Annotated in this window: 17 protein-coding genes; 7 read left to right on the top strand and 10 right to left on the bottom strand. The window is 55.4% G+C overall.

The window, feature by feature from the left end; genetic code table 11:
- Positions 1 to 103: 103 nt before the first annotated feature.
- The 5 genes from DW133_RS02225 to DW133_RS10085 all read right to left on the bottom strand — a co-directional run bounded on the left by DW133_RS02225 (position 104) and on the right by DW133_RS10085 (position 5024).
- Positions 104 to 349 carry a chaperone NapD gene (locus DW133_RS02225; protein ID WP_118274830.1) on the bottom strand — a complete coding sequence of 82 codons (246 nt, stop codon included), beginning with the start codon at positions 347 to 349 and terminating at the stop codon, positions 104 to 106.
- 308 nt (positions 350 to 657) lie between these two features.
- Positions 658 to 2001, bottom strand: a complete 1344-nt coding sequence (locus DW133_RS02220; protein WP_118274828.1) for an anaerobic C4-dicarboxylate transporter — start codon at positions 1999 to 2001, stop codon at positions 658 to 660.
- A 320-nt stretch (positions 2002 to 2321) separates the two neighbouring features.
- Positions 2322 to 2636 carry a rhodanese-like domain-containing protein gene (locus DW133_RS02215; protein ID WP_118274826.1) on the bottom strand — a complete coding sequence of 105 codons (315 nt, stop codon included), beginning with the start codon at positions 2634 to 2636 and terminating at the stop codon, positions 2322 to 2324.
- A 163-nt stretch (positions 2637 to 2799) separates the two neighbouring features.
- Positions 2800 to 4458 carry a fumarate hydratase gene (locus DW133_RS02210; protein WP_118274824.1) on the bottom strand — a complete coding sequence of 553 codons (1659 nt, stop codon included), beginning with the start codon at positions 4456 to 4458 and terminating at the stop codon, positions 2800 to 2802.
- 206 nt (positions 4459 to 4664) lie between these two features.
- Entirely contained in the window at positions 4665 to 5024 is a 360-nt protein-coding gene (locus DW133_RS10085) for a hypothetical protein (protein ID WP_199588778.1), read from the bottom strand.
- Between the two features lie 20 nt (positions 5025 to 5044).
- Here DW133_RS10085 and DW133_RS02205 point away from each other — a divergent pair, with 20 nt between their 5' ends.
- Positions 5045 to 5794, top strand: coding sequence for an endonuclease (locus DW133_RS02205; protein WP_233542082.1), 750 nt, complete (start codon positions 5045 to 5047; stop codon positions 5792 to 5794).
- A gap of 29 nt (positions 5795 to 5823) precedes the next feature.
- Here DW133_RS02205 and modD read toward each other — a convergent pair whose 3' ends face one another.
- From modD to DW133_RS02180, 5 genes are all read right to left on the bottom strand, one after another.
- Entirely contained in the window at positions 5824 to 6666 is an 843-nt protein-coding gene (gene modD, locus DW133_RS02200) for a ModD protein (protein WP_118274820.1), read from the bottom strand.
- 20 nt (positions 6667 to 6686) lie between these two features.
- Complete coding sequence (locus DW133_RS02195; RefSeq protein ID WP_118274818.1) at positions 6687 to 7187, bottom strand: GNAT family N-acetyltransferase; 501 nt, start codon at positions 7185 to 7187, stop codon at positions 6687 to 6689.
- Between the two features lie 107 nt (positions 7188 to 7294).
- The gene (locus DW133_RS02190) at positions 7295 to 7933 is read right to left on the bottom strand and encodes a response regulator transcription factor (RefSeq protein ID WP_118274816.1); all 639 of its coding nucleotides are present in this window, start codon (positions 7931 to 7933) and stop codon (positions 7295 to 7297) included.
- Position 7934: 1 nt separating this feature from the next.
- Positions 7935 to 9716 carry an ATP-binding protein gene (locus tag DW133_RS02185; protein WP_158571093.1) on the bottom strand — a complete coding sequence of 594 codons (1782 nt, stop codon included), beginning with the start codon at positions 9714 to 9716 and terminating at the stop codon, positions 7935 to 7937.
- A gap of 181 nt (positions 9717 to 9897) precedes the next feature.
- Complete coding sequence (locus DW133_RS02180; protein ID WP_118274812.1) at positions 9898 to 11046, bottom strand: molybdopterin molybdotransferase MoeA; 1149 nt, start codon at positions 11044 to 11046, stop codon at positions 9898 to 9900.
- A 401-nt stretch (positions 11047 to 11447) separates the two neighbouring features.
- Between DW133_RS02180 and DW133_RS02175 the strand changes: the two genes are divergently transcribed.
- From DW133_RS02175 to nrfD, 6 genes are all read left to right on the top strand, one after another.
- Positions 11448 to 12152 (top strand): 4Fe-4S dicluster domain-containing protein, encoded by a 705-nt coding sequence (locus tag DW133_RS02175; protein WP_118275182.1) that lies wholly within the window; start codon positions 11448 to 11450, stop codon positions 12150 to 12152.
- Positions 12153 to 12173: 21 nt separating this feature from the next.
- The gene (locus DW133_RS02170) at positions 12174 to 14282 is read left to right on the top strand and encodes an aldehyde ferredoxin oxidoreductase N-terminal domain-containing protein (RefSeq protein WP_118274810.1); all 2109 of its coding nucleotides are present in this window, start codon (positions 12174 to 12176) and stop codon (positions 14280 to 14282) included.
- Positions 14283 to 14316: 34 nt separating this feature from the next.
- Positions 14317 to 15183, top strand: coding sequence for a hypothetical protein (locus DW133_RS02165; RefSeq protein ID WP_118274808.1), 867 nt, complete (start codon positions 14317 to 14319; stop codon positions 15181 to 15183).
- Positions 15184 to 15242: 59 nt separating this feature from the next.
- The gene (locus DW133_RS02160; protein WP_118274806.1) at positions 15243 to 16274 is read left to right on the top strand and encodes a cytochrome C; all 1032 of its coding nucleotides are present in this window, start codon (positions 15243 to 15245) and stop codon (positions 16272 to 16274) included.
- A gap of 89 nt (positions 16275 to 16363) precedes the next feature.
- Positions 16364 to 17035, top strand: a complete 672-nt coding sequence (locus tag DW133_RS02155) for a 4Fe-4S dicluster domain-containing protein (RefSeq protein ID WP_199588777.1) — start codon at positions 16364 to 16366, stop codon at positions 17033 to 17035.
- The gene (gene nrfD, locus DW133_RS02150) at positions 17036 to 17980 is read left to right on the top strand and encodes an NrfD/PsrC family molybdoenzyme membrane anchor subunit (RefSeq protein ID WP_118274804.1); all 945 of its coding nucleotides are present in this window, start codon (positions 17036 to 17038) and stop codon (positions 17978 to 17980) included.
- Positions 17981 to 18028 lie beyond the last annotated feature (48 nt).

The raw sequence follows: 18028 nt of genomic DNA, 5'->3' as shown, positions 1-18028 counted from the left end.
AAGACCGATCGGTGACTTATGAAGAACAGCTTTTTTTGAGGAGCACCGAAGTTTTATTGTGGTTGTTGAACTCGGCGCCGGTTGAAAAAATTGAAGAAAGAAATCAGTTTGTGTCATCGTCCGGTTCGTTGCGGTGAACGATGAGACTGACATCAGCAACGAACGGCAACATTTGAATGGCGCGGAACCGTTCGGTTTCAGCTTCGACCGAGGGTTCTTCAAGAACGACGACATAGCGGCCGGAAGCCGCATCGGATTGATGAACTTCGACGGGAAGCGATTTGAGCGCTTCGCCGACAGATTCGAACTGACCGGGCTTGCAGGTCACCACCAGACCGGAATAAAACATCGGGGGGTCTCTCCTTGCTGCGACGTTGTGTTTTGTTCTACGCACAGTAACTGCTAATTTACTGATTTTTGAAGATCGGAGAAGTTCAATAAGTAAAGAAATTTTGAGTCAAATCAAGCCTGTGCGCGTAAATTGGCCTGGTCTGTCAGCAGGCCATTTGTTCCTCAAAAGGAATAACGCTGTACGGATCAATAGATACAAAAAAACGGAGTCCGAAGACTCCGTTTTTTTGTTTTGGCAGGTTCGGGAAGACCCCGAACCTGCTCATCCCCTGTCCCAAAACTCTACAGGTAGATGTTGTTGTTTTTTTAGATGTAGCCGTATGCCAAGCCGAGGCACCAGCCAACGATCACGGCGGTGATCACACCAATCAGACCCGGAAGGATGAAGGAGTGGTTGATCACGAACTTGCCGATGTGGGTCGTACCGGAGCGGTCGAACGTCAGAGCAGCAAGGTCAGACGGGTAGGTCGGCAGGATGTAGTAACCGTAGGCGGCGGAGGCCATGGCAACGATCACACCGGGAGGCGTACCAATACCGATAGCAACCGGAACCACGATGGCCACAGCGGCAGCCTGAGAGTTCACGAGCTTGGAAACCAACAGCAGCACGATACCGAAGGTCCAGGGAGCGGACTGCATCCAGCCGGTCAGAGCAGCCTTCAGGTCGGGCAGGTGGTTCGAGAACATCGTGTCGGACATCCAGGCAACGCCGTACACGGAAACGATAGCAACCATACCGGCGTTGAACACGTTGGTCTTGTTGATCTGCTTAGCGCCGCAGAACATGACCATCAGGATACCGGCCAGCAACATGAACATCTGGATGACGAGGGTCATCGACAGGCGCTTCTTGCCAACCATCGGGCGGAGTTCGGGAACGGAGCCGAGAACGGCCACGACAGCCACGGTGCAGAGGAAGATCCAGAGGCTAGCCCACTGCTGCTTGGTGAACTTAACACCGATCAGAGTGGTGGTTTCACCATAGACATACTTGCGCTGTTCCGGATCAGCAATCAAGGCCTGGAACTTTTCGTCCTTGTCGAGGTCCTTGCCGCGGAACACGGAGAAGGTGCCAACCATGAACAGACCGACGATAGCGGCCGGGATCACGATGGCGAACAACTGCGGGAAGCTGAAGGGCTGGCCGCCGACCAACTGGCCGTCAAGCAAAGCCACTATCGACACAGCAGCCACAGCAGCCGGCGAGCAGATCACGCCCATTTGAGCGGCGATCGTGGAAGCAGCCATCGGGCGTTCCGGACGGATGTTGTTCTTGATGGCCACGTCATAAATAATGGGCAGCATCGTGTAAACAACGTGACCCGTACCGCAGAGAACCGTCAGGAACCAGCAAAGATACGGAGCGAGGTAGCAAACGAAGCGCGGATGATTACGAAGAATCTTTTCAGCGATCGACAGCAGGCAGTCAAGACCGCCGGCAGCCTGAAGGGTAGCGCCCGCGCAGACCACAGCCATAATGGTCAGAATAACGTCAACCGGAGGCTTACCGGGCTTGAGGCCGAAGCCGAAGATGAAGATGATGAGGCCGATACCGCCCATCAAACCGAGGGTCATACCGCCGCGAGGTGCAGCGTAGAACAAGCAGGCGAGCAGCACAAACAGCTGCACCCAGAAGTCAAATCCAATCATTGTTTGTCTCCTAGATATTTTGGGACGGTGGAATTATCCTCTTTGGAGGTACAACTAAGGTGTAAATGTTGAACAACATTTGATCTTTGTCTAATTGTTAAGAAAAGTTTGAAGAATTTTGTACTCCACGACGTTAAAAAATCGTGAAAAACCCTGAAAGATTGCGGGTTTACGAGAATCCGACAGTGACTCTGAATTTGTAACTGTCGGTGGCTGACAGAGGCAAAAAAGACACCGGAAATGTAACAACCGGTGCCTTTTCTGCAAGGTGAAACGGAGAATAAGGATTACTCCTTAGGAAGTAGTTCGCAAACGCCTTCTTAGTGCTCGATTTCGTACGGCCAATCGAGGATACCTCCGAAGTTGGCCAGATGTGTGTAGCCCATTTTCTCGAGAGCAACGGCAGCCGTCACGCTGCGCACTCCGCTGCGGCAATAGATGAGGTAGACGGCGTTTTTGTCGGCCAAGCAAGGTGGAATGTTGCCGTCCTGAATGTCGGCAAGCGGCACGTTGAGGGCGCCCGGGATATGTCCCGTGACAAACTCGTCGGGGCGACGAACGTCAACGATGACGGCTTCAGGGTCGGCATCCATGCGGGACTTGGCTTCGGACGGAGAAATGTTTTCGTAGGTCATGGCAAGCGTTTGTTTACGGTTAACAATGCATTGTAGCCTGCACACGAAAAAATCCCCGCGCGGACGAAAGGGACCATCCGGCGGGGCTTGAAGCACGGCTCTTGGGCCGTGACCTGCTTGTACGTGCGGCGCCGTTTTTTACCGGTGCCGCACAGTCAGCGAATTACTTCTTGCAGCATTCGCACTTGATTTCGTTGCGCGGCTTCAACTGCTTGAAGAAGTCGTTGCCCTTGTCGTCAACGAGGATGAAGGCCGGGAAGTCGACCACTTCGATCTTATAGACGGCTTCCATGCCGAGTTCGGGCCATTCGACACATTCGATGCTCTTGATCGAGCTTGCCGACAGAACAGCAGCCACGCCGCCGATCGTGCCCAGGTAGAAGCCGCCGTGCTTCTTGCAGGCGTCCGTTACGGCCTGGGTGCGGTTGCCCTTAGCAATCATCACCAGCGAGCCGCCGTTTTCCTGGAAGAGGTCAACGTAGGGGTCCATGCGCTGAGCCGTGGTCGGGCCCATGGAGCCGCAAGCGTAGCCTTCCGGCGTCTTGGCGGGACCTGCGTAGAGGATCGGGTGATCCTTGACGTACTGCGGCAGACCCTTACCGGCTTCGATGAGTTCCTTCATGCGGGCGTGAGCGATGTCGCGGGCGACGATGATCGTGCCGGAGAGGTTCACGCGGGTGGAAACCGGGTACTTCGAGAGTTCCTTGCACACTTCGGCCATCGGACGGTTCAGATCAATGTTGATCTGGCCGCCTTCGCCCGGACGGCGAAGTTCTTCGGGGATCAACTCTCCCGGGTTGGTGTCGAGTTTTTCAATCCAGACGCCGTCCTTGTTGATCTTGGCCTTGATGTTGCGGTCAGCCGAGCAGCTTACGCCCATGCCGACCGGGCAGCTGGCACCGTGACGCGGCAGGCGGATCACGCGGATGTCGTGAGCCATATACTTGCCGCCGAACTGAGCACCCAAGCCGATGTTGCAGGCTTCTTCAAAGAGCTTCTGTTCGAGTTCGAGGTCGCGGAAGGCGCGGCCGGTTTCGTCGCCCGTGGTGGGCAGCTCGTCGTAGTAGTGCGTGGAAGCGAGCTTGACGGTAAGCATCGTGCGCTCGGCCGTCGTGCCGCCGATCACAAAAGCGATGTGATAGGGCGGGCAGGCAGCCGTACCCAACGTCTTCATCTTGTTGACGAGGTAGGGCACGAGCGTGGCCGGATTCAAAATGGCCTTGGTTTCCTGGAAGAGGTAGGACTTGTTGGCAGAGCCGCCGCCCTTGACCACGCACAGGAACTTGTATTCGCCGCCTTCGGTTGCTTCGATGTCGATTTGAGCCGGCAGGTTGCAACGGGTGTTCTTTTCTTCGTACATCGAAAGAGGTGCGTTCTGGGAATAACGCAGGGCATCTTCCGTGTAGGTTTCGTAAACGCCGCGGGAAAGAGCTTCTTCATCGCAGAAGCCGGTCCAAACGTTCTGACCCTTTTCGCCGTGGATGATGGCCGTACCGGTGTCCTGGCACAGCGGCAGGATGCCCTTGGCGGCGGACTCGGCGTTGCGCAGGAAGGTCAGAGCGACATACTTGTCGTTTTCGCTGGCTTCCGGATCCTTAAGAATCTTGGCAACCTGTTCGTTGTGTGCGCGACGCAACAGGAAGTTGGCGTCGTGGAAGCACTGCTTGGAAAGCATCGTCAGTGCTTCAGGCTGCACCTTGACGATCTTATGGCCCTCGAATTCACCTTCGGACACATAGTCTTTGGTGAGCAGGTAGTACTCCGTCTTGTCTTCGCCGAGCTGGAACATCGGCGCGTACTTGAATTCAGGGTTCTGAGCCATTTGTGAATTCCTCTCCTGATTTTTTGGGGATCAATAAGCAACCAGCGCTCACGATCAATACAGTCGGAGCGCATTTTCTAGCTGAAAAATTCTACTCCCAGAGTGATACGTCTTCGGGAGGGGAAAAGCGTAAAGACAAGAGGGCTTCTCCACATATATCAAAGGAAAGTATGAGTAATGAGGCGACGGCGTGAAAAAGGGTGTGGCTAACCTTTACTCCTTGAGGGGTATATTGCGGTTTGCGTGCAAATCCGCTGCTCCAAAGCGGCGCCTTGCGCAAATATTGCCGAATGCAAAGGATTGACGCTATCAGATGTCAGGAATGGATCATTGTCTGAGAAAAGATTACTTGCAGTCAGTTGGAAGCTGTATTTTTCAAATGAAATCAAAGAACAATTTGCTTCTGAAGTCTGTCGGAAAATGATGGTCAAGCCTGTCGTAAGAATATGGTCCAAGTAGCCTGAAAATAATGATCGAATGACAAAACTCATCGCTTGGTTCTGTCTCTTGAAAGCAGATATGGGTTGCAAGCTGGATAGAATCAAAGGCACTGCTGTTTTGTTCATCGACAATGTGGAGATTCGTTGTGAAAAAGCTTTTATCCGCCATTCTTGTTGCTTCCATCGGACTCACCACCGTCCAAGGCTGGGCTGCCGGCAACACGCGCATCGAGTCGTTTAATCAGGCCAAAAAATTGCTGGAACAAAAGGTCTATTTCGATCATCGGGAAACGTTTTATTGTCGGGCGACGTTTGACAGCAAAAAGAACGTGAAGCTACCCGAAGGCTTTACAACACAAAAGCATGAAAAGCGTGCACATCGTGTGGAATGGGAACATGTGGTGCCGGCGGAAAACTTCGGGCGTGCATTTTCGGAGTGGCGAGACGGTGATGAGGCGTGTGTGCGCAGCAACGGCAAGCCGTTCAAAGGTCGCGCTTGCGCGGAAAAGGTCAACCAGGAATTCCGCTACATGCAGGCCGATCTTTACAACCTTTATCCGGCCATCGGTGCCGTGAATGCCGTTCGCTCCAATTACCGATTCACGGTGCTGCCCGATGTGGCCTCAAGCTTTGGCAGCTGTCCGATGAAGGTCAGCGGCCGTGCCGTGGAACCGCCCGAGTACACACGCGGAGCGATCGCCCGCACGATGCTCTATATGCAGGACGCCTATCCTAAGTACAAACTTTCGAGCGCACAGATGAAGCTCATGACGGCATGGGACAAAATGTACCCCGTTGATGCCTGGGAGTGCCTGCGAGCCAAGCGTATCGAGCGCATTCAGGGAAACGAAAATCCCTTTGTGAAGGAAGCCTGCCGCAAGGCCGGCCTGCTCTGAACGGTCGCCGGCCTGCGGTATCGTTTCGCTCAAGAATCCTCAGCGAGAATCTGCATCTTGACGTCGGCTGGTTTCCCGAAGTAAGGCCATGTCGTCACAAGGAAGTCGACGCCCGTCTGCGCATAGGCGCGAGCGTTTGCCGCATTGATGCCGCCGGCGGCCGAGATGATGAGTGGCGGAAATTCTCGCTTGGCCTGACTCACGAATTCGGACAACGCTTCGACGGAGAACTTTTCACACTGGATGATGTCGGCGCCGGCTGCGGCAAAGGCAAGGCCCTCGCGAATATCGGCGGTTTCAACGGCGATTTTGCGTTCGGGATCCGCCTTTTTGGCTTCGGTAAGCCGCTTTTCAAAGTCCGGAATGAAGACGCGGTGTTGATCGAACACGAGAACAGATTCGGATAATCCCATGCGGTGCACAACGGCGCCGCCCGACATGGCAGCGTATAGAGACAATGTCTTGGTACCCGGAAAATGCTTGCGTGTCACGGCAACACGACAAAGGGGATTGCCTGCTCGAGCTTCTTCGACCATTTGATGCGTGCGCGTGGCTATGCCTGAGGCGTACTCCAAAATGTTCTGAGCTGTTTTGTAGACGGCGTGGATGGCGCCGGCCGGTCCGCGACCTTCCAAAATGACGGTACCGGCGGCAACGGTATCGCCTTCCTCGTGAAAAAGTGTCGTTTGCAATCCCACACGGGCAAAGAGCCGTTCGGCCAGTGCGACGCCCGCAATCGTTGTTTCGGCTTTGGGACGGCAACGAACGATGCCGGGAATCTTTTCGATACCAAATAGTGCTGTTGTGGCATCCCCATAGGGAATGTCGTCGGTAAGAATCTGATCCAAAAGAGCGTCTGAGACAAAAAACATGGCGGCAATCCTATTCAAGATCAAACAGCTTTCTCCCAGTAGGTCACGTCCAGCCAGCGGCCGAATTTGATTCCGGCTTGCGTGATGGTTCCGACGAGTCGAAAGCCCAGTTTGCGGTGCAGTGCAATGCTGGCCTGATTTTCTGCGGTGATAAGCGAGTAAACGCGATGGGTGGCGGAGTCGGCAACGGCCATCTGCAGGATAGCCTCCGTGAGAAGCTGACCGTAGCCCAAGCCGCGCGCATTTTTGTGAACATAGACCGACAGCTCCGTACTTGAAGCGTAAGCCGGCTTGGGGTTGAAGGTCGAAAGCGATGCGTAGCCCCAGACGGTGTGGTCTTGCTCCAAGACGATCAATGGGTGGTTGTCTTTGTTGTGAGCTTTGAACCAAACGAGGCGCTCTTCGAGACTGAGCGGTTTGGTGTCAAACGTAGCTGTACCGTGCTCGACTTCCTCGTTGTAGATCTCAAGCAGTCGCGGCAGGTCGGTCTCAAGGGCCGGGCGAATGATCGGGTGGTTCACTTTTCGATCCTTTTGAGATGCGCAATTCCATTTCGCAATAGCGGAAAACTAGCGCAAACGGAGACGAAAGTGGGCGATCGAGTCGTTTTTTTTTCGAAAAAATCAGTTCAGGACAGAATCGAGAGATCGGCACCGCGTACGCATTGCAGAAAGTCATGCAGGTTGTGCACACGCAGTTTTCGGTACACATTGTTGCGGTGACCGTGCACGGTGCGTTGCGAAAGCGACAGACGTTCAGCGATTTCTTTGTTTGAAACGCCAAGAAGCAGCAACTGAGTGATTTCCTTTTCGCGCGGACTCATTTCCAGAAGTACTTCGGTGACTTTTTCGGGAGACAACTGGCCGCAGGAATGCGCCAAGCTGATGCGCACAGCCGGCTCAATGGCTTCGATGAGCGCAATCGTGTTAACGGGCTTTTGCAGGAAGTCCAAGGCTCCCGCTTTTAACGTGGCGACGGCTGTTTCTACGTCGGCGTGTCCGGTGATGAAAATGATGGGCAGCTGTATGCGTTGTTCCTTCATGAGAGTCTGCAGCTGCACGCCGCTCATGTCGGGCATTCGGATGTCCAAAAGCAGACAGCCCGGGATGCTCGGCGAATCCTGCGTGAGGAAATCCCGAGCCGAGGCATAGGCTCGCACCTGCCATCCTTTGCATTCGAGCATGAAGCCCAGGGCGTCGCGGATGTCGTCATCGTCGTCAACGATGCGGATAATGGTGCCTTGGCGTATGTCTGTTGCGTTGGCCATCTCAGAACTCCTTGCGGGAAATGTCTGTCGGGGTGCGGGAAGCGTTTTCGGGCAGGCTCGCAGCGCTCAGAAGCGTCACAACGGCAATGAGTCCGCCCTCAGGGCGGGCTTTAAATTGAATTTGGCCGCCGTTGGCCTCGGCAAGAGCGCTCGCGATGGTGACGCCCAGACCGAGTCCGGTGGCCTTGCTCGACAGAAGCGGTGTTTTGAGTCGATGGAAGTCTTCTTCGCTGAGCACTTTGCCGGAGTTTTCCACGCGTACGACCACTTGATCGGCGCAGGGAAAGGTTTCGATGATCACTACGGGGTGCGAGGCCTCGTTGCTTGCTTCCAGTGCGTTTTTAAGCAGGTTGGAAAGAATCAGTTCGAGCTCAAGTTTGTCGGCTCGGACACTCAAAGCCGGTTTGCACAGAACGTTGAAGGATGTTTTACGAAGAAGTTCGGCATTGAGTGTGGCACAGACGCGTTTGACCGAGGCTTCCACGTCAACCGAATCGTCTCGTGACGTGTTCCCGCGGTTGTAGGAGCGCACCTTGTCAACGATACTCCGCGTTCGGGCAAGCGCTTTTTCGATTCCGACGCGACTGATATCAAGCAGCCGCTCGTTGATGGGTTTGTTCTTGAGAATGTCCCGCTGGCTTTCGCAGTAGTACTGGATGACGGAAAGCGGTTGCGCGAGTTCGTGCGCGACCATGCTCGAGAGCTGTCCGACGACCGTGACCTTGTGCAGGCTTTCCATACGTTCGGAAAGCGACTGAATTTCCGCCTGAGCGTTTTCCCGTTCGGTGAGTGCTGAAGACAATTGAGCAGTACGCTTTCTGACCAGCACGGATGTACGCCAGCTGTGAAGCAGAAGGCCCAACAACAGCAAAGCGACGAACGCCGGCACTTGCCAGTGAGTGATGAGCCACCGATGCAGCGTCATTTCCCGAAGGTAGGCGTAGTTTTCGATTTTGAGCAGTCGATAGACGTTGTCGACGGCTCGCATGTCCGTGGTGACTGCCCAGCGGTGACCGTCGGGCAACAGGGGATGCGAGAGAATGGTACGGGCGATGACGTGCGCGATGATCGGATGCGCACCTTGTGTGACGGCCATCATGATGCCCGGGTACGTGTCGGTGGAATGTTTGCAGCCGATGCCACCGAAGCGGGGCGCCAGAACTCGATAACGGCTCTGAACTTCCGTGGGTTGAGCTTCCAGCCAACAGGCTTTTACCATGACGGCGTCGACCAGGCCGCGATCGAGAAGAGAGACGACTTCACTGTTGTCGGTTCGCTGCGTAAAAACTGTCTGAGCAAAGAAGTTTTCTGGGTCTTCTCCGAGCTTGGCGATCTCTGCCAAGCCGATGCGATAGGTCATGAAGGCCGTTGCGAAGGTCGACCCGACGGAATATCCCTTCAGGTCATAGAGTTCGTTGAAGCGCTCGTCTTTGGCGCGCACGAGGAATGCGAGTGCCGTGGCGTTGTTCGGATCAGGCTGACGATCGGAAATCAGCGTTCCCACGGCTGTGGCACCGTACTGCGTCATTCGCCAGTAATAGCCGGAACTCGCGACGAAGGCGTCGACGCTCCCCTCGCGGATGCGTTCCGTGAGTGCGCCTGACGTGAGCGTTTCAAATTCCACCGAATGCGGCCAAAACGCTTTTTTTAAAAGATCGGCAGTTACCTGAGTGGCTTGCAGTGTCGATGGTAGTTCAGGCAGCACGATGCGGGCGATGCGAACCGGACGATTGGGAAGCGCAACAAGTGAGGCGCCTGTGATGATGTCGGGGCCGGGGAGCATGGTTTCGTCGAAGGACGAAGCAGGGGATTTTTTTTCTGACTGTGGTCCGAAAACGGAAGCAAAGGAGGCCGACGCAACCGCCAGGGCTGCGACAGAGATAAGCCAGAGAAGCTGTTTCCGGAAAGTTATGCGCATATGCTGAAAGATCGCGGCAAAAGGACGACAGGATATAGAACTTTCTTTAGTTGCGAAAGAGTTCGACCCTCACGCGTTCGCCTCGTTTGATGCCTTGCCCGTTGAGGCGAACAAAACCGCGTGCCGAATCAAAGACGCGCATGCGTCCTGTGCCTTTGATCAGAGGTTTCGCTGCGGACTCGTTTACGTTCACGCACAGTTCCCCGCAGATTCCCGCTTCGATGTCTTCGGTCATGACCGCTTCAACGGTTTGCGCCGGTGCTTCGGGCAGATGAAAGACGGATCGCACACTTTCCAGAAGAACGCACTGCACGATCATCATAACTGCTAACGGATTGCCGGGAAGCCCGATAAGACCCGCGTGAGGCAGACGCGCCGTCACAAAGGGCGAGTCGAGCTGAGTGTCGTGGCCGACGAAGACGCCGCCCGCATCGCTTACGGCCTGTCGCGTGTAGTCTCGCTTACCTTTTCCTGTGCCGCCGACGGTAATGATCACGTCGCAGACGGCATCGAGTTCGACCAGGGTGCGCGTGAGCTGCCGAATATCGTCGGGTACCACAATCGTTCGGATGTCCGTCACGCCGATGCGTGACATCAGAGCAGCAATGTAAGAGGCGTTGCTGCAACGTCGAAAGCCGCTTGACAATCCATCGGCTTCTTGAGTGATTTCGCTTCCGGTGGCGACGACCGCTACGCGAGGCGAGGCCCAGCCTGCCACGCGTTTGACGCCGGCTTCAAACAAGAGCGCCATTTCGCGGGCTCCGACACGAGTGCCCGCCGGCACGATCACTTCTCCGAGCTTCCAGTCGCTTCCTTGTTGCTCGATGTTGTCGCCCGGAACCACGCAGGACTGAATCTTTTGAAGATCCATGCTGTTGCGGGACGCAATCACGGCATCGGCGCCTTGCGGCACCGTGCCGCCGGTGTTGACCCAGATGGCCTGACCGATCTCAAGCTGCGCGTGAGAGCGTCCGTTTTCCACGCTCCAGGCGGCAGCTGTTCTTGTTTTCCCGTTGTCAGACGAGCGGACGGCCCAGCCGTCACGCAGGGCGCTCGTGTAGCAGGGAACGTCGCAGACGCAGCGCACGTCGTTCGCCGTGACCATGCCGAGCGCTTTTTCGGTCGGTACCGAGCAACAGATGGCGCGCATCCAGTCGGAAGGCATGCACACCGATTTCAAAACGAAGTAGTCCATGAGGATGTCCGAGAAAAGAGCGTTCAAACGGCAAGGTTTCCGCCGGTTTGCGGGCAGGCGCAAACCTCCGCTTGTGCGGTTGGAGAGATTGTGCCCGCGAGCCGACTTTTCTCCGGGTAAGCAAAATGCCTATTTCGCTGTTACATGAATGAATAACGGAACAAAATCAAAGGGTTGGCCAAAAAAGCGATTTGAGTGTTTCTTGATGCAGGTCGACTTACTCGAGTAATTCGCTCGAAAGAATTTCTGCTGGCAAACCGATGACTGCTCCCAGGGGAGATGTGTTTGCTTGATGCGCCGCGGTTTACCCCTAAACAGGCGGCCGCTTTTTGCGTGATCGGGATGACCCGTTTCGATCATGCGAAAAGCGCAAAGAACGAAAAATCAAAATGGAGAAAAAAATGGGTCTTAAGGAACTTCTCAAAAGCCTTGAGCTTCCTCAGGACATCACGCGCCGCGGCTTTCTCAAAGCAACCAGCATGGCCGCTGTTTTGACGATGATCAACGAGGCCAGAGCCAAGCAGGGCGTGCGTCCCTACATTGTGCTTGAGACAGCCAAAGGTGTTTTGATTGCCGATCCCAATTTGTGCGTGGCCTGCCATCGCTGTGAGCTAGCCTGCACGGAATTCAACGAAGGCAAGGCTTCGCCAAGACTTGCCCGCATCAAGGTCACCCGCAATGTGTTCTTCGGACCGGAAGGTACGCAGAGCCTGCCCATGACGCAGGGCGTTTGGGGCAACGGCGTGGTGGTTCAGGAAACGTGCCGACAGTGTGCTCACCCGGTTCCGTGCGCCAACGCCTGTCCCCAGGGGGCCATCCGCGTGGATCCCAAGACCGGTGCCCGCAAGGTCGATACCAAGCTTTGCATCGGCTGCCACCTCTGCGAAAAGGCCTGCCCGTGGGGAATGATGAGCTTCGACGTCGAAGAGAAGAAAGCCAGCAAGTGTTTCCTTTGTGACGGTGATCCGAAGTGTGTGAAGGCCTGCCCGGCGGCCGCCATCCGTTACATCCCGTGGATCGACCGTACCGAAGATCGTCCGCGTCGCACCACGCACGGCTACTACGCCCAGGAAAACAACGCGCAGTGCTCGATCTGCCACCGCTAATCAGAGGAAAGGTTTCTTGCTATGACGAAAAAAGTTTGCGGCTACACGGGAAAAGGTCTCCGCATCAATCTGACGACTCAAGAAGTCAAGGTTGAAGCCACATTCCCCCGCTTTAAGGACGACATCGGCGGCACCGCCATCGGTTACAAGGTCTTTTGGGAAGAAGTCGATCCCAAAACCTCTTGCTATGACCCTGAAAACAAGCTCGTGATCGCTCCGGGCCCCTTGTCCGGTACGGGCGCCATCTGCTCGGGCCGTACCGCCATTACGACGCTTTGGCCTACAGCTTATCCGCAGTCGCTGATTTCGAGCGCTCATGTGGGCGGTGAACTGGCACACAAGCTCAAGTTTGCCGGTTGGGACTTCGTGATCATCGAAGGCGAGTCGGCCAAACCCATCTATCTTTACATCAACAACGACAAGGTTGAATTCCGTGATGCCAGCGCCATCTGGGGTCAGGGTACCTACCGCTCGGCTTCAATGCTCGCTCAGGAAACCCGTCCCGACGTCAGCATCGGCACGATCGGGCCGGCCGGTGAAAACGGTGTTCCGATGTCCAACATGATGGTTGATCGCTCGCACAGCGCCGGCGGCATCGGCTCCATCATGGGCAAAAAGAAGCTCAAGGCTCTCGTTGTCTGGGGCGACGGTGCCGTGCACATTGCGGCAAGCCCGAAGCAATGGGAAGAGCTCGTGGATCAACACCGCAGCATCCTGGGTGCTCATACTCAGTCCATCGTTCCGCGTAATCCCTCTCCGCTGCATGAGTACTACACGCCCGCGAGCCGTTGGTCGGCCTATCCGGGTGCTGTCTGGGGCGCAGCCAATCCGCCCGTGACCATCACCGAAAAGGCGATGGATCCGCACGATCTCAACCACATCGGCTACCGTACCTGCTCTTCCGAGTTCTATCTCGGCAAAGGCATGTGGCAGTACACAGTGCGCAGCACCGGCTGCTATGCCTGCCCGATTCGCTGCTACTCGGTTATTCGTGACGATCACACGGCGCAGAAGTATGGCATTCAGAAAATTACCGAACAAACCTGCATGCCGCTCTATGGTCGCTGGTGGTTCCCGAAGCTCGTGTCGGATTTGAAGAGCGACGTTGCTCGCGAAGCCAACCTCGTGGGGGTTCAAACCATCGACGATATGGGCATTTGGTGCAACTACGGTCAGTTGCATCGCGACTTCCGCGTCATGTACGAAAAGGGCCTTTGGAAGAAGGTGCTTCCGAAGGAAGAATATGAAAGCATCGATTGGAACAAGATCGAAAATCCGGATCCGTCGATTTTCCTGGATATTTTGCCGCGCATTGCATACCGCAAGGGCGAATTCGGTCGCTGGCTCGGTGAAACGACGCCGGTCTGGCTCAAGCATTTCGGCATGACTGAAGAGGAATGGCAGAAGGAAGGAAAGGCACTTTATTGGGCAATCGGTCACACCAAGCACCATTCCAACGAAAACGACGGTCAGATCGGCGTGGTGTTGAACTGCATGTACAACCGCGACCCGATGTGCCATGCACACATCAACTTCTCGACATCAGGTCTGCCTCTTGAGCTGCAAAAGAAGATTGCCGCCAAGTTCTGGGGTGATGAAAGCGCTGTCGATGGCATCAAGGACTACCGTCCGACTTCGCGAGCAAAAATGGTTCGCCTGCGCTGGTGCATTGCGCGTAAGGAATTGCACGACATGCTCGGCATTTGCTCGTGGACGGCACCGTGGGAACTCTCTCCGTTGCGCGAAAAGGGCTACATCGGCGACATCGAAATGGAAAGCAAGGTCTTTAGTGCCGTTACCGGAATCAAGATGACTCAGGACGAGCTCGATAAGGCCGGCCTGCGAGCCTTCCTGATGCAGCGTCTCTACACGATGCGTCAGTTGAAGAACCGCGACATGCGTCACGTGCACGACCGCTATCCGGAATGGATCTTCCACGACGCCAAGGGCCGCAAGCCTTTCACGAAGGGAACCATTGTGATGGATCGCGCCGATATTGAAAAGAGTTTCGACCTCTTCTTCGATGTGATGGATTTCGATCAGAAAACCGGTGCTCCGACGGAACGCTGCATCAAGTCCTACGGTCTTGATTGGATGCTTCCGGCGCTCAAGAAGGAAGGTCTGTACTGATCAACCGAGATATAGCCAAAGAATCTTCTGAAAAATGAAAGACAACGACATCACTACGGTTGAGAAAAAGGCCGAACCGATCCTGCAGATGCAGGCCGACATGCTCACGCTGATCGATATCGTGACGCAATCGTCCAAGCGCGTCGAGTTGATTGACCGCGATGCTCTCTATGAGGCGTTTTGCAAGACGGCCGCCAAGGCTCCCGTGCCGACGGCTCAGGAGTTGGTAGATCAGACGCAGGCGAAGTTCGACAAGGTGCTGCACAACCCTGAAAACGAGCATCCCATGCATTTCCGCTCCAAAAAGGAAATGAAGGCCGATGCCGGCAAGGTGCCGACGATGGCGGCGCAGCGCGAAGCTTTCTCGCGCCGCGAACTCATTGCCACATTGCTTTCCGGGCGCGTCACCGAGGCGCTTGCCGCAGCCGAGGCTCAGGAAAAGTCTGAGAACGAAGTGCAGGGCGAGGAACGAGAAATCACGCCCGAATACTTCGATAAGGTCTTGGACGAAGTACTCGCCGGCGACTACGGCATCGGGCGAATCGAGAGCTGGGACAACAAGGAGTTTTTCCATTTCCGTCCGCTTTTGTCGGGTTCTTACGCCCGCATGCTTTCGACGAAAAACAACCCGATCGAAGCCGTGGTGGACATGGTGCGCGAAACCTCACGCATCTATCCGGCTCTGACGCCGATTGATGTCTTTCAGGCTCCGCCTTTTGACATGAAGCCGGAAGACCTTCAGCAGGTTCTGAAACAGATCTCGGAAGATCCCGACAAAAAAGACATTCGATTCACAACCAACAGCGTTGATGCGGTGTTTCTTTATTCGAACCGCTACATCGAAGACGACTACGCCGACGCCCTTGCCGACGTCGCGCTGGAAGCTGCGATGAATCCCTAATCGATGCGGTCTCATGCAAAGAGACCGGTTGTGAATACCGCTATTGAAAGGAAACAGGAATGACAACGTTCAAAAAACTGCTTCGCCCGATCAGCGCCTTGAGCGTGCTGGCTTTGGGTTCGGCATTGAGTTTTACCGTTGCAGCCGCGACGCCCGCGCCTGAATTCGACATTCAGGGCAAGCCCGATTTCGTGAAGTCTCTCGGTGACGCCGCCAATACCAAGATCGAACGTAGTACGGAGGAGACCAAGCGACTGATCGCTGAGGTATACAACGACAAGCTCGAGCAGCATGCCATGAGCAAGCATTTCGAAAAGGGCTTGACCTGCGTGACCTGCCACGATCAGCAGCGTCAGGGCGGCCCCGATTGGATGGCTAAGGTCACCAATCCGCCCATGAAAAAAACCTGCCAGGACTGCCATACGGTGCAGGCTGACATGCAAAGCCATACGCGCTCTCACAAGGATGTCGACTGCATCGGTTGCCACATGCCCAACATCCCGGTGGTGAGCAAGTTTGAGGAGGCGCTTAAGGGAACGGATCGCTTTGCGGCTGTCCGCCGTGCGCACCTCTACAAGATCAACACGGATGCTCAGGCTTCCATGGTGACCAAGGATCCTGAAAAGGGATGGGTGTACAGCCGCGACAAAGAAGATCACGGTTTTGTTGATCTGCAGTGGAGCTGCGGTCGTCCCGCTCCGGCCGATTGGACGGTTTGCGAAGGCCGCGGCTGCCACAGCCCTGCGACTTCCGAACTCGACAAGGGGCTGATCTACAAGTCGCAGCAGGAAATTGCCTATGAGGTGCAGAAGGTTCAGCGTCCTGTGAAGGAAAGCTGGGACCGTGTCGTCAAGGGGGTGGATCGCATCACGAAGCTTTTGGAAATCACGAAGATGACGCCGGCTGATCAAACTGAAGCTCGCCTGCTTCTGGATAAGGCTGCGGAAATTGCCGATCTGATCAAGAAGGACGGCAGTTGGGGCGCTCACGCTTCGCATTACACCAAGGATCGGTTGGCAGCGGCAGAGAGCTACCTTGCCAAGGCACAGGTTCTGATCGACAACGGCGGCTATCGCCACGCGACCAAGTAACTCGAAGGGGACTTGGATAACGCAGGACGCACGTCAATGGTCTGTAAACAACGGACTTCGGCGTGCGTCTGCAGATCAGGAGAAAAACTGTGACTAAACCGACAATTAACCGCAGACAACTGCTCGGGACGGCAGCGTTGGGTATTGCGGCAGTGCCTTTGGCAGGCTGCACCGGCGTCTCCCGACAGGACAGTCAGCCGCATTACGTGATGGTCTTTGACCAGAACAAGTGTGTCGGCTGCGGCGAATGCAAGATTGCCTGCAATGAGACCAACAAGCTTCCGAAAGGGCGATCTCGCCTCTTGATGCAGCTCAACGGCGTCAAGCCCGACGGCAGCAATAAAAAGGATCGCCACTATACCCGCGTGTCGTGTCAGCAGTGCGAGGAAGCGCCCTGCATTCGTGTCTGCCCGACGGGGGCGGCTCATCGCGACAAGGAAACGGGAATTGTGACGGTGGATGCGGATCTTTGCATCGGCTGCAAGTACTGCATCGTGGCTTGCCCTTACAACGTGCGCTACATCCGCGAAGATACGGGGGCGGCCGATCACTGCAATTTCTGCTTGGATACACGCCTGCACAAGGGCGAAGATCCGGCTTGCGTTTCGGCCTGCCGATATGACGCGCTGGTGTTTGGTGACGTTAACGATCCCAATGCTTTCGTTACCAAGCTTCTTGATTTCAAGGACTCGGTGCGTGTGCGTCCGCAGTTGGGTACCAAGCCCAGCCTGCGCTACATCCCGTTGAAGAAGGAGTCGTAAATGGAACAAGTCATTGATTTCACGATCGGCTTTTCTGAAAACGTGGCCTGGCCCTGGCCGATTGCCGTGTACCTCTTTCTGGCCGGCATTTCGGGTGGTGCGTTTGCAGCGGCCGCTCTGGTGCGCATCTTCAGAAAGCAGACGCAGATCACACCGCTCTTTCAGGCGGCAAGCTTCATTGCGCTCGTGACGATTCTGTTGGGCATGATCTGTCTGGTGTTTGACCTCACCAAACCGTTGGATTTCTGGAAGATTCTTATCTTCTACAACCCGACTTCGGTGATGAGTGTCGGCGTGATGGCTCTTTTGGTGTTCATCCCGACGATGTTCTTGGTCACGCTCGTGAGCTTTTACGAGTTTGAACCGGTCAAGCGCCTTGTGGACGGCATTCCGTGCGGTGCCGCTCTTTTGAGCGTGCTGCGAAAGATCCTGCCGGTACTCACATGGATCGGTCTGGTGTTTGCGCTTACCGTTTGCGCCTACACGGGCTTTCTGATCAGTGCTTTGGTGCGTTTCCCGCTGATCAACACGGCTGTTCTTCCGGCTCTTTTCGTGGCTTCGGGGCTGTCAGCGGGCATTGCCTGCAATCAGCTCGGCGCTGTGCTGCTGGGTGAATCGCACGAAAGCCACGATGTGCATGTTTTGCACGTGGCCGAGTGGCCGGTGATGGCTGCCGAAGCGCTGTGCATCTTTATGATCGCTTTTGCTCTGATGACAGGTATCGAATCGTCTCAGATGGCAGCAAAGGCTTTTGTTGACGGCTTCTGGGCAACCGAATTTTGGGTGGGCGTTGTGTGCGTAGGCTTTATTTGCCCCGTGTTGTTCGCCTTCTTCAAGAAGTCGTTTGCTACCGTGGTCATTTCGGCACTGTGCAGCGTAGTCGGCATGATGTGCCTGCGCTTCTTTATCCTTTACGCGGGACAGCTCAACTCCATCGGCGGTTAAGCAGTCGCTAAACAAGGATTTAAATACAGGCTCGGTTCCCTAGGGGAT

The sequence above is a fragment of the Sutterella sp. AM11-39 genome (genome assembly GCF_003472385.1).
GTDB lineage: Bacteria > Pseudomonadota > Gammaproteobacteria > Burkholderiales > Burkholderiaceae_F > Duodenibacillus > Duodenibacillus intestinigallinarum.
Note: the sequence above shows the minus strand (reverse complement) of the source record. Positions and strands in the feature narration are given on the sequence as shown.

Bases quoted from the DNA above. Each gene is read 5' to 3' on its own strand.
- nrfD (WP_118274804.1), top strand. From the start codon at position 17,036: ATGGAACAAGTCATTGATTTCACGATCGGCTTTTCTGAAAACGTGGCC.
- DW133_RS02165 (WP_118274808.1), top strand. From the start codon at position 14,317: ATGAAAGACAACGACATCACTACGGTTGAGAAAAAGGCCGAACCGATC.
- modD (WP_118274820.1), bottom strand. From the start codon at position 6,666: ATGTTTTTTGTCTCAGACGCTCTTTTGGATCAGATTCTTACCGACGAC.
- DW133_RS02170 (WP_118274810.1), top strand. From the start codon at position 12,174: ATGACGAAAAAAGTTTGCGGCTACACGGGAAAAGGTCTCCGCATCAAT.
- DW133_RS02215 (WP_118274826.1), bottom strand. From the start codon at position 2,636: ATGACCTACGAAAACATTTCTCCGTCCGAAGCCAAGTCCCGCATGGAT.
- DW133_RS02190 (WP_118274816.1), bottom strand. From the start codon at position 7,933: ATGGCCAACGCAACAGACATACGCCAAGGCACCATTATCCGCATCGTT.
- DW133_RS02210 (WP_118274824.1), bottom strand. From the start codon at position 4,458: ATGGCTCAGAACCCTGAATTCAAGTACGCGCCGATGTTCCAGCTCGGC.
- DW133_RS02180 (WP_118274812.1), bottom strand. From the start codon at position 11,046: ATGGACTACTTCGTTTTGAAATCGGTGTGCATGCCTTCCGACTGGATG.
- DW133_RS02175 (WP_118275182.1), top strand. From the start codon at position 11,448: ATGGGTCTTAAGGAACTTCTCAAAAGCCTTGAGCTTCCTCAGGACATC.
- DW133_RS02220 (WP_118274828.1), bottom strand. From the start codon at position 2,001: ATGATTGGATTTGACTTCTGGGTGCAGCTGTTTGTGCTGCTCGCCTGC.
- DW133_RS02225 (WP_118274830.1), bottom strand. From the start codon at position 349: ATGTTTTATTCCGGTCTGGTGGTGACCTGCAAGCCCGGTCAGTTCGAA.
- DW133_RS02185 (WP_158571093.1), bottom strand. From the start codon at position 9,716: ATGCTCCCCGGCCCCGACATCATCACAGGCGCCTCACTTGTTGCGCTT.
- DW133_RS10085 (WP_199588778.1), bottom strand. From the start codon at position 5,024: ATGAACAAAACAGCAGTGCCTTTGATTCTATCCAGCTTGCAACCCATA.
- DW133_RS02160 (WP_118274806.1), top strand. From the start codon at position 15,243: ATGACAACGTTCAAAAAACTGCTTCGCCCGATCAGCGCCTTGAGCGTG.